This is a genomic window from Methanosarcina sp. WH1, from assembly GCF_000970005.1.
In the GTDB taxonomy this organism is placed as follows: Archaea; Halobacteriota; Methanosarcinia; order Methanosarcinales; family Methanosarcinaceae; genus Methanosarcina.
In genome coordinates, this window is record NZ_CP009504.1 from 2,624,839 (window position 1) to 2,645,338 (window position 20,500).

General features: G+C 37.4%; 18 protein-coding genes. 14 read left to right on the plus strand and 4 right to left on the minus strand.

Annotated elements, in window-relative coordinates:
• Positions 1-319 precede the first annotated feature (319 nt).
• From MSWH1_RS11500 to MSWH1_RS11545, 9 genes are all read left to right on the plus strand, one after another.
• On the plus strand, positions 320-1,243 hold the full coding sequence (locus MSWH1_RS11500) for a glycosyltransferase family 2 protein (RefSeq protein WP_048128669.1): 924 nt from the start codon (positions 320-322) through the stop codon (positions 1,241-1,243).
• A 28-nt stretch (positions 1,244-1,271) separates the two neighbouring features.
• A complete protein-coding gene (locus tag MSWH1_RS11505) occupies positions 1,272-1,823 on the plus strand; it encodes an acetyltransferase (RefSeq protein ID WP_082088122.1) in 552 nt (183 codons plus the stop codon).
• A 227-nt stretch (positions 1,824-2,050) separates the two neighbouring features.
• Positions 2,051-2,878, plus strand: coding sequence for a polysaccharide deacetylase family protein (locus MSWH1_RS11510; RefSeq protein ID WP_048128671.1), 828 nt, complete (start codon positions 2,051-2,053; stop codon positions 2,876-2,878).
• Positions 2,879-2,980: 102 nt separating this feature from the next.
• Positions 2,981-4,066, plus strand: coding sequence for a glycosyltransferase family 4 protein (locus MSWH1_RS11515; protein WP_255350463.1), 1,086 nt, complete (start codon positions 2,981-2,983; stop codon positions 4,064-4,066).
• Between the two features lie 8 nt (positions 4,067-4,074).
• A complete protein-coding gene (locus tag MSWH1_RS11520) occupies positions 4,075-4,632 on the plus strand; it encodes a DapH/DapD/GlmU-related protein (RefSeq protein WP_048128674.1) in 558 nt (185 codons plus the stop codon).
• Between the two features lie 64 nt (positions 4,633-4,696).
• A complete protein-coding gene (locus MSWH1_RS11525; protein WP_048128675.1) occupies positions 4,697-6,883 on the plus strand; it encodes a DUF2206 domain-containing protein in 2,187 nt (728 codons plus the stop codon).
• A gap of 160 nt (positions 6,884-7,043) precedes the next feature.
• Positions 7,044-8,285 carry a polysaccharide biosynthesis C-terminal domain-containing protein gene (locus MSWH1_RS11530; RefSeq protein ID WP_048128677.1) on the plus strand — a complete coding sequence of 414 codons (1,242 nt, stop codon included), beginning with the start codon at positions 7,044-7,046 and terminating at the stop codon, positions 8,283-8,285.
• A 512-nt stretch (positions 8,286-8,797) separates the two neighbouring features.
• Positions 8,798-10,369, plus strand: coding sequence for a DUF362 domain-containing protein (locus MSWH1_RS11535; protein WP_048128681.1), 1,572 nt, complete (start codon positions 8,798-8,800; stop codon positions 10,367-10,369).
• Positions 10,370-11,302: 933 nt separating this feature from the next.
• The gene (locus MSWH1_RS11545; protein WP_048128685.1) at positions 11,303-11,563 is read left to right on the plus strand and encodes a hypothetical protein; all 261 of its coding nucleotides are present in this window, start codon (positions 11,303-11,305) and stop codon (positions 11,561-11,563) included.
• Between the two features lie 392 nt (positions 11,564-11,955).
• On the opposite strand, the gene rnz is transcribed toward MSWH1_RS11545, so the two are convergent.
• Positions 11,956-12,873 carry a ribonuclease Z gene (gene rnz, locus MSWH1_RS11550; protein WP_048128686.1) on the minus strand — a complete coding sequence of 306 codons (918 nt, stop codon included), beginning with the start codon at positions 12,871-12,873 and terminating at the stop codon, positions 11,956-11,958.
• Positions 12,874-13,328: 455 nt separating this feature from the next.
• Between rnz and cobA the strand changes: the two genes are divergently transcribed.
• The 5 genes from cobA to hisE all read left to right on the plus strand — a co-directional run bounded on the left by cobA (position 13,329) and on the right by hisE (position 18,363).
• Complete coding sequence (gene cobA, locus MSWH1_RS11555; RefSeq protein ID WP_048128691.1) at positions 13,329-14,096, plus strand: uroporphyrinogen-III C-methyltransferase; 768 nt, start codon at positions 13,329-13,331, stop codon at positions 14,094-14,096.
• A gap of 20 nt (positions 14,097-14,116) precedes the next feature.
• Entirely contained in the window at positions 14,117-14,920 is an 804-nt protein-coding gene (locus tag MSWH1_RS11560; RefSeq protein ID WP_048128693.1) for a uroporphyrinogen-III synthase, read from the plus strand.
• Positions 14,921-15,050: 130 nt separating this feature from the next.
• Positions 15,051-16,250, plus strand: coding sequence for a 12,18-didecarboxysiroheme deacetylase (gene ahbC / locus MSWH1_RS11565; RefSeq protein WP_048128695.1), 1,200 nt, complete (start codon positions 15,051-15,053; stop codon positions 16,248-16,250).
• Between the two features lie 466 nt (positions 16,251-16,716).
• Positions 16,717-17,979: a 3-isopropylmalate dehydratase large subunit gene (locus MSWH1_RS11575; RefSeq protein WP_048128705.1), complete on the plus strand. Its 1,263-nt coding sequence runs from the start codon at positions 16,717-16,719 to the stop codon at positions 17,977-17,979.
• A gap of 69 nt (positions 17,980-18,048) precedes the next feature.
• A complete protein-coding gene (gene hisE / locus MSWH1_RS11580; RefSeq protein ID WP_048128706.1) occupies positions 18,049-18,363 on the plus strand; it encodes a phosphoribosyl-ATP diphosphatase in 315 nt (104 codons plus the stop codon).
• A 67-nt stretch (positions 18,364-18,430) separates the two neighbouring features.
• Here the strand turns inward: hisE and MSWH1_RS11585 are convergent, their stop codons facing one another.
• The 3 genes from MSWH1_RS11585 to MSWH1_RS11595 all read right to left on the minus strand — a co-directional run bounded on the left by MSWH1_RS11585 (position 18,431) and on the right by MSWH1_RS11595 (position 20,202).
• Positions 18,431-18,628: a zinc ribbon domain-containing protein gene (locus MSWH1_RS11585; RefSeq protein ID WP_048128707.1), complete on the minus strand. Its 198-nt coding sequence runs from the start codon at positions 18,626-18,628 to the stop codon at positions 18,431-18,433.
• 14 nt (positions 18,629-18,642) lie between these two features.
• Complete coding sequence (tnpA, locus tag MSWH1_RS11590; RefSeq protein WP_231591757.1) at positions 18,643-19,167, minus strand: IS200/IS605 family transposase; 525 nt, start codon at positions 19,165-19,167, stop codon at positions 18,643-18,645.
• A 159-nt stretch (positions 19,168-19,326) separates the two neighbouring features.
• Positions 19,327-20,202 (minus strand): CBS domain-containing protein, encoded by an 876-nt coding sequence (locus MSWH1_RS11595; protein WP_048128708.1) that lies wholly within the window; start codon positions 20,200-20,202, stop codon positions 19,327-19,329.
• Between the last annotated feature and the right edge of the window lie 298 nt (positions 20,203-20,500).

Below are 20,500 nucleotides of genomic sequence, written 5' to 3' on the forward strand. Positions count from 1 at the left end.
AGAGAAAATGTATTTAGAAACTATTGTCACTATTGCATATAGTCTGTATTCTACAGGCAAACCTTAAAATGAGAATATTATTATTGATGGCGTTTTTAAAAATAGAAGTTTATCAAAATATTCACAAAAGGAAATCCTCAGTCCCTCCTTAAATAGTCAATTTTTTCTATGACTACTAGACTTAAGGATAATTTGTTCTGTTGTGCTTTTCTATACCCTGATTCTTTATAAATATACTGCAATGCGACTTTGAAGACCAGACCAATTCTGTTGGCTAAGAATTTAGAGCAATTATCATCTAAGAAATGGAGTTTTGCATTTGACTCTTACAATTGCCGCAATGCCTGCGTATAATGAGAGCCACGTGATCACAGAAGTAATTCTGGGTTGCAAAAAATATGTTGATAAAGTTATCGTGGTGGACGATGGAAGTTCGGATAACACTGCAGAAATTGCAGAGTCTGTGGGAGGATATGTAGTGAGGCATGAGGTAAATAAGGGATATGGTGCGGCTCTTAAATCCTGTTTCAAATTAGCTCGTGAATTTCATGCAGATGCAATGGTAATAATAGACTCTGATGGGCAGCATAATCCGGATGAGATTCCTCAGTTACTGGAACCCTTAAAAGATGGTGCAGATCTCGTAATCGGCTCCCGGTTCATAAAAGGTAATGGGAAAAACGTGCCAACCTACAGAAAAATCGGCATGAAAATTCTAGACATTGCCACATACTTTGCAGGTGGGATCTATGTTACAGACTCCCAGAGCGGTTTTCGAGCTTATGGAAAAAAAGCGATTGAGAATATCTGGCTTAAGGGAGATGATATGTCTGCAGGCTCTGAAATTCTGCTTTATACGAGAGATCATAACCTTAACTTTGTAGAAGTTGAGATTCATTGCAGATATGATCTTGAGCAGTGTTCAAGCCAGAATCCGTTTGCACACGGTCTGCAGGTGATGCTCCAGATTCTAAAGGATATGGAGATCAGGAGACCTTTATATTATTTCACGATTCCGGGAATGATGTCAACTACCGCTGGATTGTTTATGGGAACGAAGTTTTTACAGGATTTTTATTCTGGAGAAAGTTTGAGCTCTGGATCGACTTTATTGATGATTTTGATAATGTTTGTTGGGATTTTTATGGTGTTTACCGGGATTATACTTCATGCGATTTCCAAGATGATTTATCAAATAGTATCAATTCAAAAAGAAATTGAATCTCAAGATAATGGTTTTTGAATACAGAAATAGGGGAACAGGAATCTGAATGGAATACTCTGAGGAATTTAACACACGAATGGAAAACCCTGAAGAAATTAACCTGAGGGAAGTTATGGAGTATTATGGTTACACCGGCTCATTCGGTGTAATTAAATTTTATTTTCGTTATGCAATTAACTGGATATTGCAGACAATAGCTAAAATTTGTCCTCATTTTGGAATATCGGTAAAACTCCAGCGGATGAGGGGCGTAAAAATTGGAAAACATGTATTTTTGGGGCCTGGTGTCAATATCGATGATCTATACCCGGAATTAATTACAATCGAAGATTACGTCGGTATCGGAATGGGAACAATGATCTTTGCACATTCGAATCCAACCTGTTCCCCATATCTAAAAAAAAAGTACTATCCAAGGGAAGTAAAACCTGTAACTATAAAAAGTGGGGCCTGGATTGCACCTGGTAGTATAATTCTTGCAGGAATTACAATTGGGGAACATAGTGTTGTTGGAGCTGGGAGTGTTGTTATGAAAAACGTAGAACCCTATACAGTTGTAGTTGGCTGTCCGGCTAGAGTTCTAAAGAAACTTGAGTGATTAGTAGTGACCACCTTTTGGATTTGCTTTAGCAGCGTTATACGTTTGACAGAAATATGAGGAAAATTCATTCCAAAAAAAACCAATTGAATCAAGCCAAAAACATATTACAAAAATAATATAGGTTGCCCATAATAATTCTGGACTTAAATTGACAAACATGTTTGTGAAAATAGGTTAGTACAGTGTGAAAAAATGCCTAAGTCATTTCGTGGGGGGTACTAAGCATGATTAACGCACTAAGTTTCGATCTGGAGTATTGGTACACTGCAGAACTCGTTTGTAGATTTGCACCTGATGAAAAAGAAGACCAAGTAATAGAAGCTGTATATCCTTTACTTGACTTGCTAGATAAATATGATACGAAAGCCACATTTTTTGTTCTGGGGAAATTAGCAGAAAAATATCCCGAGTTAATAATAGAAATCTCCAAAAAGGGTCACGAAATCGGCTCCCATTCATATTCCCATAAGACTCTTCATGAGCTTGGAATGAAAAAATTTGAATATGAAATTGAAAAGACTAACAGCATTTTGAAATCAATTACTGGAAAATCTCCACTTGGATTCAGGGCTCCGACTTTTTCAATCGACAATACGAATAAATGGGCTTTAGATATACTGGTTAAAAATGGTTATAAGTATGATTCCAGTGTTTTTCCGGTGAAGACAAATTTATATGGAGTCCCGGATGCGCCAGTATTTTCGTACTGTCCTTCTAAAGACGATATTACTGTGCATGATCCAGATGGCCCGATAATAGAGTATCCTTTGAGCGTTATAAAATTTGGAATAAATATCCCCATTGCAGGCGGATTTTATCTTAGACTTCTTCCAATTTCTTTTTTAAGATCTGCTATAAATCGGGTAAACACGAAAAGATCCGTGGTTATCTATATGCATCCCTGGGAGATGTATTCTGATACACAAAAGGTTCCACTTCCTTTAATTTCTCGTTTTATTACCTATTATGGGGTTAATTCGGCCTTTAGTAAACTTGAAAATTTACTCAAAAATTTCACATTTTCTCCAATAAAGGAGGTATTAAATTTATGAAGTATGATTTTCAGATTCATTCGAAGTATTCTAAGTATGTATATCTTAAACCTGGAACTATTCTCAAAATTGCAAAAATTAGGACTGTAGACTAATTTTGGGGTGGTTTGTATAAAAATATGTTTCATATTGTTGATAAATAAAGGGGGAATGGTACATTATGTATCACAGCTTTGCAATTCTCTAGCTAACTTTAGTACTGAATGTACTATTTATTTAATCGCTCCAAAAGGTATCAATGAAAATCTCTTTGACAACCGTGTCATTTTGAAAAAAATTCCCTCTATTAGTATACATGGATATCGAATTGATTTGATGATTAAGTATCTTTTGGAAATAAAGCCCGATATTATACATACCAGTATGGTACATCCTTTTATAGTTCCTTTATTGCCAGTCTTAAAAAAAATGGCTCCTGTTGTAGCTACAGTTCATGACGTTCAGTTACACTCTGACCAAAAAAATTTCATTTTTGATATGAGTACATTAATTACTTCTAAATTTGCGGATTTGGATTTTGTTCATGGTGAAAGGCTAAAGTTAGATTTAATAAAGAGAGGAATTTTAGATTCAAAAATCTCTGTTATACCCATTGGAGATTTTTCATTTTTTAGTTCAATAAATCAGAAAGAAATTAATGAAGAAGAAAACACAATTCTATTTTTTGGTAGAATACTTGAATACAAAGGAATAGACTATCTAATAAAAGCAGAACCTCTGATCTCCTCAAAAACATCAAATTTCAGAATAATCATTGCTGGTAATGGTGATTTTTCTCAGTATGAAAATATGATAGATAATAAAAATCACTTTGAAATAATCAATGAATATATCCCGGATGAAAAGGTTTCTGAATTATTTCGGAAATCTTCAGTTGTCGTTTTGCCTTATATCGAAGCATCACAAACAGGAATAATTCCAATAGCTTATGCGTTTAAAAAACCAGTCGTTGCAACAGACGTAGGAAGCCTTTCTGAAGTTGTTTTAGATGGTGTTACAGGTTTTATCGTACCGCCTAAGGATTCACAAAGTCTAGCTGATTCACTATTAAATGTCTTATTAAATAAAAAGTTAAAGAATAGTATGGGCAATGCAGCATATGAGTTTATGAAAAAAAATATGTCATGGGAAGGAATAGCACAAAAAACAATAGGGGAATATAAGAAACTCATTCCTAATAATTGCTGAGGGATAGAATGAAGACTAAAACATATTTTGGTATATTTCCAATAGTTTTCTATTTTTTAAAAAAAAGAGCTAATGATTTAATCCTCAAAAAAAAACTTATGTTCGAAAAAAATGTGTTTATTGGTCCGAATGTAGTATTAGATCCTGAATATCCCTGGCTAATCTCTATTGGAAAAAATAGCTCTTTGGCTAAAGGAGTAGTCGTTTTAGCTCACGACGGAAGCACTAAATTACACACAGGGTATTCAAAAATAGGAAGAGTCAGCATTGGTGAAGAGACTTTTATTGGCATAAATAGCATCATACTTCCACATGTTAATATTGGAAATAATGTTATCATTGGGGCTGGTAGCATAGTAACATCAGATATTCCTGATAATTGTGTTGCGGCTGGAAATCCAGCTAAAGTAATATGTTCTACCTCCGAAATTATTGAAAAACATAAGCAAAAAATGCTCTTATCTCCGATATATGAAAACGGATGGACAAGCAGAACAGGCATTACAGAAAAAAAGAAAGAAAAGATGAATGAAGATTTGAAACAAACGATGGGGTATATAATTTAAAATGCTTACGTTCCTTTCAAAAATATTCTAAAAAAATTAACGGGGTATGACCTAGGAATTTATTATGACAGAATATAACAAAGTGAAAATCAATATTACAAGTATTGCCTTATCAATTCAATTCGCAGCCTTGGGTTTGATATGTGCTGATATTATGGGCATTAGCATTCCAATTATCAACATTCCAATACTAAGACATATTGTAGTTTTTATATATTTAGCCTTTATTCCAGGACTTTTAATTCTCAGTATTTTAAAAATTAATCTAAAATTTATAGACTTGATCATATTCTCTTTTGGCTTAAGCTTATCATTTGTTACGATATCAGCCTTATTTGAAAATATAATTGCAATTATTTTAAACATTGAAAATCCAATATCCGAAATATATTTGACTGTATATTATAACATTACAACATTTGTTCTTATTTTATTGTCAAAATGGAAAGGTTGTACATTTATTACCTTTGATCGATTAGATAACTTGAATTTAAAGGTTATTGCTATATTATTTATTCCTATTTTTTCTATATTTGGCAGTATTAGTCTTAAATATCAAGGTGTAAGTTATTTACTGTTGTTGGTTCTGATTACGATATCCGGAATTCCATTTATGAGTTTAAGGTTAAAAGATAAATATTACCCTTTGATAATTTGGGCGGTTTCTTTTTCATTATTAATACACACTAACCTCTCTTATGCTGGAAAATCATTTTATGAAACATTCCTCCCAGAAATTGTCTACACTGCAGGTATATGGGATCCGTTATTTCCTTATGAACCAAATAATTCTTTATTAACTACTTCTCTTATGCTTCCTGTTTTTTCCAAACTGATGGGTATAGGAATTATTTGGGGAGTTCAGATAATTAGTTGGATTGTAATGGCTTTTATACCCGTAGGAATGTATCAAATTCATTCTAAATTTCATGGTTGTAAAGTGGCTTTTCTTTCTTCGTTTTTATATATATTTATGCCATTTTATTATACACAAGAATGGGTAATGTATGCTCAAAGAACAGCTTTTGCTTTGTTATTTATAACCCTCTTTTTGTTATTGGTATATAGCGATATAGAATTAATTAAAAAGAAAATTCTACTTCCGTTTTGTTTATTTCCAATCGTAGCTTCACATTATGGCGCAGCCTATTTCTTTTTAATTACTCTTACAATATATGAAGTATTAATGAAAATTTTTAAAATAGATCAAATTATCAAATTAAATACATATATACTATATACCGCTCTTCTTATTTTCTGGTATGTAGGTACATCTTCAGCAAGTAACGTCATCTGGATAGGAAGGCTTATTTTAGATGTGTTCAGTAATTTATCTAAGTTCCTACAACCAAGTGATAACTATACGCTGAAATTATTATTTTCAACTAACTCATATTCTCTCGATGTTGCAAAATATTTCAATATAGTTATAATATTCTTATTATTTAGTGGTATTTTATTATATACACAAAAAAAAATACTCGTAAATCGGACAGAATATGGGATATTATCTATATCTTCGATACTTATTTTGGTTACCCAAATATTACCCCATTCTATGGGAAATGGTAGATTGCTTTCTATGGTATTGATCTTTGCTTCTCCATTGTGTATATATTCGTTTTTATTCTTTTTAAAACCATTAAAGTTGGATCATAATAAAACATTAACTATTTTTTCGATTTTTTTATTTGTGTTCTTTATTTTTGGTTCGGGGATTTCGTCGAATATTATAAATACAGTCTCGGGAACAACCGTGGATTATTCTATTAACCGTCAAATGGATAGATTGGCTATTCAAGAAAGTGATGGTACAGGAAAATGGCTTTTATATTGGCCTTATCGTCTAGACTCTACTATAGATGCCACTAATTGGTTTGTGACGCATAATTCCGGGAAACACATATATTTAGATTGGTGTCTTTACAACCATTTCATAACTCATGAAGGAACTTCAGAGATACATAGATGTTATAATGTTGATTACGGAAGAAAAAAAATATTTGAGAATATGGTGATGGCTAATAGAGTACTTTTCACAGAAGTATTACGTGGAATAAAGCCGATAAATAATGGAGAATATTTATTTTTGATCCAGCACAACACGGTAGAAAATTCAATAATTATAGATGAACAAACTGTACTAAAAACATCAGATTATAAAGATCATTTTGAGGAAATGAATAATATTTACAATAACGGTGGAAACATTTTATTTCATACAGATAAAAATGAACTATACTTTCAATAATAACGGAAATATTTCTACATTTTTGTAGGGGCAACAGGGGAAGTGTAGAAAATAATGGATTATACACAGATCTCAAAATTACAGAGAATTACAGAGACATCTGTGGAAAATCCGATTTAGAGTATAGATTTATTCAGATAAACATAAAAGAGTTTTGACAATGATTTCAAACCTTCAAAATAAAATACATTATATAAACTTTATTCATGATCCGTTATTCAAAAATGCCTTTTTTCTCATGCTTTCATGTATTTCTACTGCAGGTTTTGGATTCATTTTTTGGATGCTGGCAGCAAAATATTATTCTGCAAGTGATGTAGGAATTGCAACTGGAATTATATCTTCGATGACATTAATTGTTTATTTATCAAGACTTGGCCTTGATTATTCAATTATCCGTTTTTTTCCCACACATGACAAATGTAGGGTTTTCAACACATCTACAGTTATTCCAACATTTGTTGCATTAATCTTTGGTTCAATATTTATAGCAGATGTGCATTTTTTATCACCAGAACTCATTATATTAAGATCCCCACTATATGCACTTTTTTACTTTATATCACTTGCTTCAAGCTCTGTGATATTTATGGCGGGCATCGCTTTTGTTGCAATAAGAGAAGCAGAATTTCAACTGTATATGAATCTGATTGTGGGCTCCAGAGTATTATTCTTAATGTTATTCATATCTCTAGGAGCAATTGGAATTTTCTATGCGGTAGGTGCTTCATTCTTTTTTGCATTTATTGTTGCTTTAGTGTTAATTATAAAGTCCGGAATAAATCCAAAACTAGAAGTAGATAATAAATATTTGACTGATAGTTTTAATTTTTCTGCAGGGAACTATCTTACAGGTCTGTTTATGACTGTTCCTACTATGTTATTACCAATCATCATCCTGAATATGCATTTGGTTGAGCAGGCAGCTTATTACTACATTGTATATGGGATTGTGCTTTTGTTATTTATGATTCCAGATTCGATCAGTACATCATTATTTGTTGAAGGAAGTAATGGTCAATCATTAAAGAAAACTGTTATTCGAGCATTGATCATTATATTTTTGCTTCTAATCCCAATTGCATTATTTCTCTATTTATATGGGGACTGGATACTTGGATTTATAGGGCAAGATTATGTTGCAGGGGGTTTAGGTGTTTTAAAACTAATGATTTTTGCGAGTTTTTTTGTGGTAGTGAATAATGTCTACTTTGCGATAAAGAGGATTCAGAAGGATACTAAAGAAATTACAGTACTCAGTGGAATAATTTGCGTTTTATTAATAGGATTTTCATATCTGCTTATACCCACTCTTGGAATTTTAGGAATCGGGTATGCCTGGATAATTAGTTATGGAGTTGGAGCGTTGATAATTGCAATTCGAGTATGGAGAAATAGATGACCCTAAAAGGATTACGAAGATTGCACACGAAGTACCCCACCTGTCGAGCTAAAGCCTGCAGAGGAAGGGAACTTTCACCTTATTGTTAAATTTGGGACTGATGTTACAGTCTTTTCGTGTTTTCTGTGGCTATCGAGGGCGTTGATAATTAGAATATGACATCAACTACCCCTGAGCTAGAGACTCAGGGGTTTCCTTCTGAAGGTTAATGAATTAAGTGTAAACATTTACGTGCGAAGCTATAAAAAAAATTCATCACATGCCATTAAATTGCCCTGATATTCTTAAATTATTAATTGTAAGGATAATTTATTCTACAAGGTTTATTAACATCTTTGCTATCTCTATATATGTTCAACCATGAGCAAAATTTAAATTTATTAATCTAAAAACAAAGACGTGTAAACAAAATAATTTAGAAAAATCAAATGCTGTGTGTATCTATATTCACATTTAGGAATTTTAAAACATCACTAATGTAATGGTAGATGACATAATGGTGGACGACATATATGAAAGAGAGTAAAAATAATCATTCTCATAATTCTAATGATATATCTCATTCTCATAACTTCAGTCATTCAGGAAAAATTCCTGTTAAATATAGGATAAAGCATTTGTGGCATAAAATAGAAAACAGTTTTGTATTCATGGCTCTTGCAAGCTTTTTTTGGTTACTATATAAGTCCGGAACAAAACCATCAAGAATTGTTTATCCTTGTCAAAAAGCTGCTGCTGCTAGTCTAAGTACATTTGTAATACTTGCAATAATATCATCTCCACTTTTTATATATATGAAGAAAATTCAAACTTTTTTCGCCCACGATTCTAAATTAAGTAGATCATTATTATTTATAACAATAATAGCTGCTATATTTGGAGTCTTTTTAGCAATTGATTACTATAGTAGCATGCCAATAAATTCTCCAGTTGGACCTGGATTAGAAGGAAAAGTTCTATCCCCATCTGAGCAAGTAAACCTGGGAACTCAAAGTGAATATGCAACAATTCCTGCTGCATATGATTTACCGTCTCCTCATAGAGTTGTAACGGTTCATGATTCGAATTCTTCTACCTGGGAAGGAGAGGGAAATCCGAATAACTACATTAATCAAACTGAAATCGATAAAATGGTAGATATTGGAATAATGGAATTGACCGGAACAACATCTCCCCAAGATGGATGGAGAAAAATAATCCCATATGAGAATGGACAATCAGTTGCAATAAAAATGAATTTTAATAATAATTGGTATTTTTCATCGAGTGGATTTTATTATGATGATAATTCAAATATAAACATGCTCAATTATGCCGCAGTTGTAAATTCAGTAATAAGAGGATTGAAGTCTATTGGTGTACCTTCAGATAAAATATGGATAACTGATCCATCAAGACCTGTGCATGACCAGTTTAGAGAAAGAATAGAAGATAAGGGAGTGCAATATTATATAAATCAAAATTGTGGTGCATATATTGAAGGAAGGCCAAATGTTTATGTAACCGGTTATGTTTCTGATAGCTCGGTATATGCATCAACAAGCACAACATATGATGAAAAAATAAGACCTGCTCAAGTATTTGCTGATGCAACCTATATAATTAATATGCCTCAGCTAAAAGGACATGGATATTCAAATGTTGGAAGAGTGACTTTGGGTCTAAAAAATAATTTTGGAAGTGTTCATTATACTGCTAATGCGCTTGGAGATTGTCCTGCGCATAAAGCGGAGCCTTTTGCAAAACTTTTGGCAGATATCAACAATAATTCAGTTTTTAGAGATAAAACAAGGCTAATTGTAGGGGACGGCATAATGGGCAATCCTGATATAAATTATGGTCCCCCTACTTTATGGAAGTCATTTGGAAACAAGCCACCAGAAACTCTTTTCTTTGGAGTCGATCCGGTAGCAACAGACTCGGTCATGGTGGATTATATAAGAAGAGAAGCAGGTCCACAGGCGACAGGTCTTGTTCAATCTTATGCAGCTGCCCTGGGATTGGGAGTCGCAGAATCCTGGAATGATCAAGAAAAATATACCTATATAGATTATCATCCTATAGATCTTGATAGTCAAATGTGAACTACCCCTGAGATCAGGGTAATTAATTACTTTATTTTTTGAGAACAGGTCGTCTTCAGGCTCTTCTCCGCGTTCTATATGTGTTATATTCCATGCGTCTTCGGTTAAGAGAGAATCATGATAAATTGCCCTATTTCTGTGATATATCTCGAAAACATATATAGATCTGAAGTTGGAACAGGATATCGATTTTAGTTTCGGTGTTCGAAATTTGAGATTAATTTTTGCTCTAAAATCGATAGCATACAGGCAAAAAAATTCCTTAACCGAAGACGCATGTGTTATATATTCTTAATGAATCCTTCCTAAGGAATCATCTTACCTAAAAGATGTCGATATTATACCAGAAGCCTGCCTCAAATTTTGCCCAATTTACCAGAAATCAACACCTTGCTTCACTCCCACTCAGAAATAATAAATTGGTTGTGTTCATCCCATATATGGAGTCGTTTTTGGTGTTAACAAAAGACTCCATGATATCCAATAACTTTTTTGATCAGACATTCATTTATAAAAAACGGGTTTTCGGAGCTAAGAAAATTAGAAACTACGGGCCTCTGGGATAGTTTTATGTATGGAAATCATTAATGTATAGAAATCATTAATGTATGGAAATCATTAATGTATAGAAATCATTAATGTATGGAAATCATTAATGTATAGAAATCATTAATGTATTGAAATCATTAATGTATTGAAATCATTAATGTATGGAAATCATTAATGTATGGAAATCATTAATGTATGGAAATCATTAATGTATGGAAATCATTAATGTATAGAAATCATTATTCTTTATAAGAAGTCTTAGTTCTCAAATAATAAGTGCATACTCCAATATAAGGAGACATTTATCAAAATGCAAAACTTAGACAAAAGTCATATTGAGTAAGATCTCAATCATACCCTAAATAAGATTTAAAAGGGATTCTCATGAATGAAATACGTGAAAGCGATCGCTTTGAGTGCAGGGTTATAAGCGTAATCCAGAACCTAACCTGGAAAGGTGTGACAGTTGAAGAAAAAGACACAAGAGGTAGAGTATACTTCGGAAGGGTCAAAGGTGAAATAGAAATCAACCCCGGAGACACATTCTTCCTCGGTATCAGGCCGATCTATGAAATAGAAGACAAAACCATGAGAGTTACACTCTACGACGCTGAAAATAAAGACCTGGACTGGACGCTTGTCTGAATAACCTGATTTTTGTTGTATAAAGATTATTTCTACAGATTAATATCCTGTAGAGAAATTTAATCTAATTTTTAAACCCTGATTTTAAGGAAAACTTCAATTTTTCCGCAAAACGCCCTGTAAAAGGCATCGTAAGGCTCAATCAGATCTGATTATTTAGATCTGATTTTAGATCTGATTAGTTAGATCTGATTTTAGATCTGATTATTTAGATCTGATTTTAGATCTGATTATTTAGATCTGATTTTAGATCTGATTTTAGATCTGATTAGTTAGATCTGATTTTAGATCTGATTATTTAGATCTGATTATTTAGATCTGATTATTTAGATCTGATTATTTAGATCTGATTATTTAGATCTGATTATTTAGATCTGATTATTTAGATCTGTTCACTCAGGTCTGTATGGTATCTCAAGTTCCATCAGGTCATCGGCTACAATAACATTTTCAAACACTTTTTTTGAGTCTCTCAGGATAGGCTCCACATCATCAGTATAACGCGAACTTATATGGGTAAGGACCAGTTTCCTGACTCCGGCTTCTTTTGCAAGGGCTGCAACCTCACCTGCTGTCGAATGCATGGATTCTTCCGCCCAGTCTGCCATCTCATCAGCGAAACTGCCGTCATGGATAAGGAGGTCGGCATCCCTGCTCGCCTCCAACACGGCTTCACAGGGCCTGGTATCTCCGCTGTACACAATTGTCCTTCCAGGCCTGGGAATTCCCATTACTTCTTCGGGCCTTACAACCTTTCCGCCCACTTCTACAGGCTTTCCTTTTTGCAGTTTTGAAAAAAGGGGACCAGGAGGGACGCCAATCGCGACTGCCTTTTCCCGGTTAAAACGTCCGGGCCGGGGGTTTTCGATAAGGGAATAGCCAAGACTCGGGATGCTGTGTTCGGTCTCTAAAGCCCGGATCACATAGCTTTCCCCTTCTACAGTGTCTCCTGGGCTCAGTTTCACACCCCGGATTTCGTATTTAAGGTTAAAATAACCAAGGGCCTTAAAGAGCTCGGTAAACTCTTTTGTCCCTTCAGGACCATAGATCGTCAACGGCTCTTTCCTGCCCAGAAAAGACATAGTTTGAATGAGGCCAGGAATTCCGAGAAAATGATCGGCATGAAAATGACTGACAAAAATGGAGGACAGACTCATCATCCCCGTTTTTGCCCGCATCATCTGCTGCTGGGTGCCTTCTCCACAGTCAAAGAGTATAAGTTCCCCTTCTCTATTGACCATTACTGCTGACGGATTTCTGTTACGGGTCGGGAGGGACCCTCCAGTGCCAAGAAAAGTTATGCGAAGCATGATGAACTCACTGATTATGATGAAATTACTAACTGGTGACAATGAAATTATCACAATGAACTCACTAATTACATCAGAGGTATTTATTAATTACCAGTTGCTCTATACTCTTTAATTTACACATTCTCTTTTAAGAATCAAACCATGAGCAAACATCTGGAGTATACAAAATAGGCATGAGATATAGAAAATAAGTATGAGGTTTAATATATATATGTTGTGCAATAAATATGCATAAAGATGGTATACTATTTATTATAAAAGCTCTTTAAACCCTACAGATTTGCATTTCTATCAAACCTCTTCCCCTCATAAGAAGATGACTTTCCGCCTTCAGAAGAAGTTATCCTGTGATGGAACATTCCCCTGCAGGTATCAGGTGTCATCTATCAGGAAATGAAGGAAGAGAATTATCTATCAACAATTGTAAAAGAAGAAAAAGGAACCGTCGTCATATGTCAGGAAATTACGGAAAAGTTTATCTTGTGGGTTCTGGTCCCGGCGACCCTGAACTTCTGACCCTTAAAGCCCGCCGGCTGATTGACAGTGCTGAAGTCATTATCTATGACCAGCTCCCGGGAAAGGTGATCCTGGGCTCAATGCCGGAAAGTGCAGAGAAAATAGATGTGGGAAAATACGCGGGCAACCATACCATGACCCAGTCTGATATCAATAAAGTTATTGTGCAGAAGGCAAAGGAAGGCAAGATGGTGGTCCGGTTAAAAGGAGGGGATCCCTACGTCTTCGGAAGGGGAGGAGAAGAAGCTGAGGTGCTTGTAGCAGAAGGCATAGAATTCGAAGTCGTGCCAGGGATAACCTCTGCAATTGCAGTGCCCGCATATGCCGGAATTCCCGTAACCCACCGGGAGAGCACGTCGATGGTCACCTTCATAACAGGACACGAGGACCCCACAAAGGAAGATAGCGGACTGGACTGGGAGACCCTGGCAAAGTTCAATGGGACCATTGTAATCTTTATGGGAGTAAAGATGCTCAGGCGAAATACTGAAGAGCTCATGAAGCACGGAAAGGACCCTAAAACCCCTGTTGCAGTCATAGAGAAAGGAACCCGACCTGACCAACGGGTAACCGTGGGAACCCTTTCAGATATCGCAGACCTGGCAGAAGAACGAAAAGTAAAGGCTCCTGCCATCACGGTAGTAGGAGACGTTGTCAACCTTCACGCGATTCTTGGCGAGCAGATCACAGGAAAGGAATTTTAAAGGCTCTAAGAGGTAAGAGTATGACTGAAGAATCAAACACAATAAAAATCCCCGTGCTTGCGATCATGAGGCCTGAAAGCTACAGGGAAAAATCCGAGATAATTGCCAGGGACTGCGGCTTTGAACCCATCTATGCTCCTATGATAAAGCTTGAAAGCATAAAAGACGAAGGATTCGAGCCCTTCATTCAGAGGGTTGTTGACGGAACTTCGGATTACGTTGTTTTTACGAGCGCAAACGGGATACTTTTCACACTGGAAAAACTCACGGAAACTGAGAAAGAAAACTTCATCACAGCCCTGAAAAAGACCAGGGTAATAGCAATCGGCCCGAACACGGAGAAAGAGCTTATAAAAATAGGGATTGAAGATTCTTTCCTGCCCGCAGATTACAGTTCCGCAGGAATTGTAGAAGCTCTCTGCCCAGAAGTAAAAGGAAAAACAGTTGACCTTGCAAGGAGCGTTTTTGGAGCCAAGGTTTTGATAGAAGGCCTTGAAAAGTGCGGAGCAACCGTATATGAGACTCATGTGTACACCCTCAGCATCCCCGAAGGTGCAGCCCAGAAAGAACTCATAGAACGTACCCTCGCAGGAGAAGTGGATGCCTTTGCCTTTACCAGCTCAATGATGGTCAAAGGTTTTATGAGGCATGCAGAACAGCTGGGAGCAGGAGAGACCATAAAAGAAACTCTCAGCAGGGCTGTTGTAGGCGCAATCGGGACTCCTACGGGAAATACCCTGAAAAAACATGGGGTCAATGCGGACGTAATCCCTGATGAGTTCACTTTCGAGGCTCTGATAAAGGCTATGAAAAAAGAGCTATGAAAAAAGAGCTATGAAAAAAGAGCTTTGAAAAACCGGCAAATAAAAGTCCCCTGAAAATTTACCCCTAAAAGCCGGTTCAAAAAACAATACTTAAAATTCTGGAAAACAATCTCAATTTTGACGGATCAATATGATAGGCATTTCAAAACTTTACTGCGGAACCGTGGAACCTTCTGATGCCCTTCGCTATGGAAGGGATTCAAAGAGGCTTCCCTCTCACCTTCTGCAGTTTTCGAAAGATAAAAAACCGGTAGTGGTCTGGAACATGACCCGCCGCTGCAACCTGAAATGCGTCCACTGTTATGCCCAGGCAAAGGACATGGAGTTCAAAGATGAGCTTTCAACCGAGGAAGGAAAAGCCCTTATCGACGACCTTGCAGCTTTTGGCTCTCCTGTTATGCTCTTCTCCGGGGGCGAACCCACGATGCGAAAAGACCTGCCGGAGCTTGCAGCCTATGCCAGAGAAAAAGGGATGAGAGCCGTGATTTCAACAAACGGGACTCTTATAGATAAACCTCTTGCAAAAAAGTTAAAAGAGGTTGGGCTTTCTTACGTAGGAATCTCCCTTGACGGTATAAGAGAGACAAATGACAGGTTCAGGGGCATGCAGGGAGCATTCGATGCAGCTCTAAGGGGTCTGCATAACTGCCAGGAAGAAGGCATAAAAGTCGGACTCCGTTTTACCATCAACAAGCAGAACGTAATGGACATCCCTGCGATATTTGACCTCCTGGAAGAAGAAAAAATCCCCAGGATCTGCTTCTATCACCTTGTCTATGCAGGCAGAGGTTCGAAGATGGTGAATGAAGACCTTTCCCTCGAAGAATCAAGACAGGCTGTGGACCTGATTGCTGAGAGGACAAAGGCCCTCCACGAAAAAGGCTTCCCTGCGGAAGTCCTGACCGTGGACAACCACTGCGATGGCCCGTACATCTACCTGAAGCTACTAAAAGAAAATCCCGAAAGGGCAGCAGAAGTGTTTGAACTCCTTTCCATGAACCAGGGCAACTCCTCAGGAATAGGTTTCGGCTGCGTTTCCTGGGACGGCTCCGTGCACGCCGACCAGTTCTGGAGGCACTACTCCTTCGGAAACGTCCGCGAAAGACCTTTCAGCGAGATCTGGACAGACCTTTCTGATGAACTGATGGCCGGGCTCAAGAACCGGAAACCCCTTATCCAGGTTAATGCTGACCGCTGCGCCCACTGCAAATGGTTCGACATATGCAACGGAAACTTCCGAGTTCGAGCCGAAGCCGTGTACGGAAACATCTGGGCAGACGACCCTGCCTGCTACCTCACAAAAGAAGAAATCGGATACGACGAAGCCTGAAAACATTTCAGGCTCTTTTTACTTTTGGATTTTTCTTTTAGCCTTTTATCTCAGCTCATTATCCGTGGAGGTTATTTATAACCCGAAACAGGCGCTTTTCAGGTAGAATATAATTCCTTTTGTTTGCGCCACTACTGATCTTTTTTGCCTCTTTTAATTCTGGAATTGCTTTCGGGCAGAAAGTTAACATTTTAGGATCGGAATCCCCGGCGCAAACAGTGTTTTATTTAAAAACTATCATTAGCAAGCAGGCTCAAACGACCCGAGACACTGAAGGGATAAGGCGAATAAGGTTGTCTGAGTCAGAAAGATATGTAATTAGTCCTCTTAAAGCGAAACTTGGATGGAAAAACTCTATTATTCCTGCCCTGAATTTTATTTCTTTCTGAATCATCAATTAAATTTATTTATTAGAAAGCGCCAGTTATTCCCCATGACCGGAATGTCTGGTAGTGACAATCTCCCGATGACCGTTTCGGAGAAGATCTTTTCGAAGGCCTCTGGAACTCCCGTGAAAGCCGGGGATTTTGTACTGGCAAACATAGACCTGGCAATGACCCACGACATCACAGGTCCGCTGGCAGTCCAGGGCTTTTACGAAATCATGAGAGATGAAGAAGAAAAAAAAGTATGGGACCCCAGCAAAATAGTAATCATATTCGATCACCAGGTCCCTGCAGACTCAATTAATGCCGCAGAAAACCATATTATGCTAAGGAAGTTTGCAAAAGAGCAGGGTATTTTAAACTATGATGTGTATGAAGGAGTTTGCCACCAGGTTCTTCCCGAAAAAGGGCATGTGCTGCCCGGAGATCTGATTGTAGGTTCTGACTCCCATACCTGTGCATACGGGTCTTTGGGGGCATTTTCTACCGGCATAGGGTCTACTGACATGGCAGCTGTTTTTGCCACAGGCAAACTCTGGTTCAAAGTTCCTGAAACCTTCCGTTTTGAAGTCGAAGGTAAACTGCCGAAGCGCGTTTACTCCAAAGACCTTATCCTGCATCTTATTGGGGATGTAGGAGTAGAAGGCGCCAGGTATATGGCTGCCGAGTATGCTGGTTCGACAATTCGCTCCCTCTCAATCCCTGAGCGCATGACCATGTCCAACATGGCAATCGAAATGGGAGGAAAGGCAGGAATCATTGAAGCAGATGAAGTTACCGAAGCATACCTCAAAGAGCGTATACCAGGCTACAAACTTGATCCTTACTGGAAGTCTGATGAAGGTGCTAAATATCTGGATATAAGGCATTACGATGTTTCTAACCTTGAACCCCAGATAGCCTGCCCTCACAATGTCGATAACGTAAAGCCGGTAACTGAAGTAGAAGGCACAAAAATTGACCAGATCTTTATGGGATCCTGCACAAACGGCAGGTTCGAAGACATCAAGCTCATGGCGGATATTATGGGTGACGAACCGATTGCAAAAGGTGTGCGTCTTCTTGTTGTGCCTGCTTCAAGGACAGAATACATGAAACTGTTAAAAACCGGATATATTGAAAAACTCATGAATGCCGGAGCAATCGTAGAATCTCCCTGCTGCGGACCATGCATGGGCGGCTCTTTCGGCCTCCTCGGCCCGGGAGAAGTTGGCCTTGCGACCTCCAACCGCAACTTCAAGGGTAGAGAAGGAAGTGCAGAGTCATTTGTGTACCTTTCTTCCCCTGCAACAGCAGGAGCATCAGCCCTCACAGGAGAAATTACCGACCCCAGGAAGGTTTAAAAAACCCTCCTGTTTTTACTTATTTTGAATTATATCATAATTTATCATTTATCTTGAACAGGTGTTAGAATGCCGGAGGCTGACTTATCTATTTTAAACAGGGTGTATGAGATCATCCTGGATCGGAAAGTGAACTATGATGAAAACTCATATGTCTGCAAACTCCTGAATCACCGCAAGGGTATGAATAAAATCCTTGAGAAAGTAGGAGAGGAATCTATTGAAACTATCCTTGCAGTCAGGAACAAAGACCACAAAGAAATTGTCTTGGAGAGCTCGGATCTGATATTCCACCTGCTGGTGTTGCTTGCAGCAAACGACGTTACCCTTGATGAGATTGCAGCAGAGCTCAGTGCCAGGCACGAAAAAATGAAGAGGGACTGAAAAATAGAGGTGAACTACCCCCACCCTGCTTTCTGATGAAAGTGAGGACGGAGCTTCCTTCGAGTGATTACGTCACCTGGATATTTGCAGTTATGCAAGTATCCATCTGTAATCCTGTTTGTCGAAGATTATCAGAAAACCTCTGATAGCCTGTCCACAAAGCATTCTGTGATAAGAACCGCTTAATGATGTTGATAGCACTATTTCTATCTCTATCAATAACGTTTCCACAATCACATTTCATAGTTCTTTCCCAAAGAGGCATGTCGTGTCTTTTCTTCAGTTGGATTGATCTTGATCTTCTTCGTCAGATGCATATTTGCCCTGGTTATCAACATATTGCTTCAGTATATCTAAGGTTACTTGCCCCGTCGATGCGATAAAATACGATCTTGACCAGAAAGTATCTTTCCATAACATAGTTTTTACTTCAGGGAAGTTTTTACGAATCTCTCTTGAAGTTATTGTTTTTATGGTGTTGATATATTTTGGAATATCAAGCGAAGGTTTTGCTGAAAATAATAAGTGAAAATAGTCTTCGTCACACTCTATATTCAGTACTTCAACATCGAATGTTTCACTTATGTTATGGATTTTAGTTTTTAGAAAATCAACAACTAAAGGGTTCGTTAGAGCTTTTCTCCTATATTTCACACACTGAACAAAATGATAATGGAGTGAATACACAGAATGGCCCTTACGATCCTGTTTATATTGTATAGTCATCACTAGATAGAGATAACTATAAGTATAAGTAATTATGCTACTGTTGTTTTGTAGAAGTTGACGGCTTCCATCCCCCACCTGTAGCTTACGCTCCGAGGAAAGGGACTTCCCGCTTTAGAGTAAAATTGCAGATTCAATACACTGATACTGATTGCAGATTCAATACACTGATACTGATTGCAGATTCAATACACTGATACTGATTGCAGATTCAATACACTGATACTGATTGCAGATTCAATATACCGCAAGTTCATTCAGCACGTCGGTTTTTGATAGGGTTCCTTTTGGAACTCCGTTGATTGTTACAATAAGCCTTCCCACGTTATATTTATGGAAGAGTTTTACCACATCATAGAGCTGCATATCCCCATCAACGGTTATCAGCTCTTTTGTCATTATGTCTTTGACCTTGACATTGGGCTTTCCCTGGGCAATGGCATGCGCAATATCAGTGTAGGTAATTATCCCTACGATTTTTCCTTTGTCTTCCACGGGGGCTCCATGTACGTTATTCCGGATAAAAAGCCTTGTTGCTTCCTGAATACTGGCATTGAGATTCACAAGCAGCGGGGGATACTTCATATAATGTTTGACATGTTTTTTAGGCAGGGAGATCATTTCTGTAATGTTAAAAAGGATTGAGTTATTAGTGTCGTCCCTTCCTGTAACTTCTCCACGGACTATGAGACGATTTACAGGTGTTGGGCCTACCTGAAGCTTATCGTCCATTACAAAGTCCTTTATATTTCCTATTACCCTGATTACCCCACTACAGGCATCGGGATTCCGGACAGTCGTAAAACTGATTTCCGCAGCTGTTGCCCCATTAACGATAACATTATTCCTGTAGAGAGGGACTACGGATTCATTTTTCAATTGCTGGATGCGTAAAGAATCATATGCTGCCCCTGTTGGTTTATATCCCCCCTTTGGCCCGGGTACACCTTCAACCAGCCCAAGTGCCTTTAATAACTGCATCTGGTTGCGGACTGTTCCAGGGTTTCGCTGGATAACTTCAGCAATTTCTTCCCCTTTAATTGCCCTGTCTTTTTGCCGCTGAAGGTTGATTAATGTAATAATAATATCTTTTTGAATCGGAGTGAGTTCCATACTACCACCATAAATTTCATATACCTTGTATCAGGATGATGTATAATATCCATACATCGAGAATAGTGTATCCTTAATTTACCATAATTAATGATTATAAATTTATAATACAAATTACAATTACAAATATAAATAAAGTCCGGTTCTTCTTAGACATACAACTGGTTTCATGCCTGTATTTAGGTTATTTAATGATTTGTAATTAAAAACTCCTGATAGAACCATAATTATAATTCGATTATTGATCATGCAATAGACAAAATTAATCAAACAATTCAATTATTGATCATGCAATAGA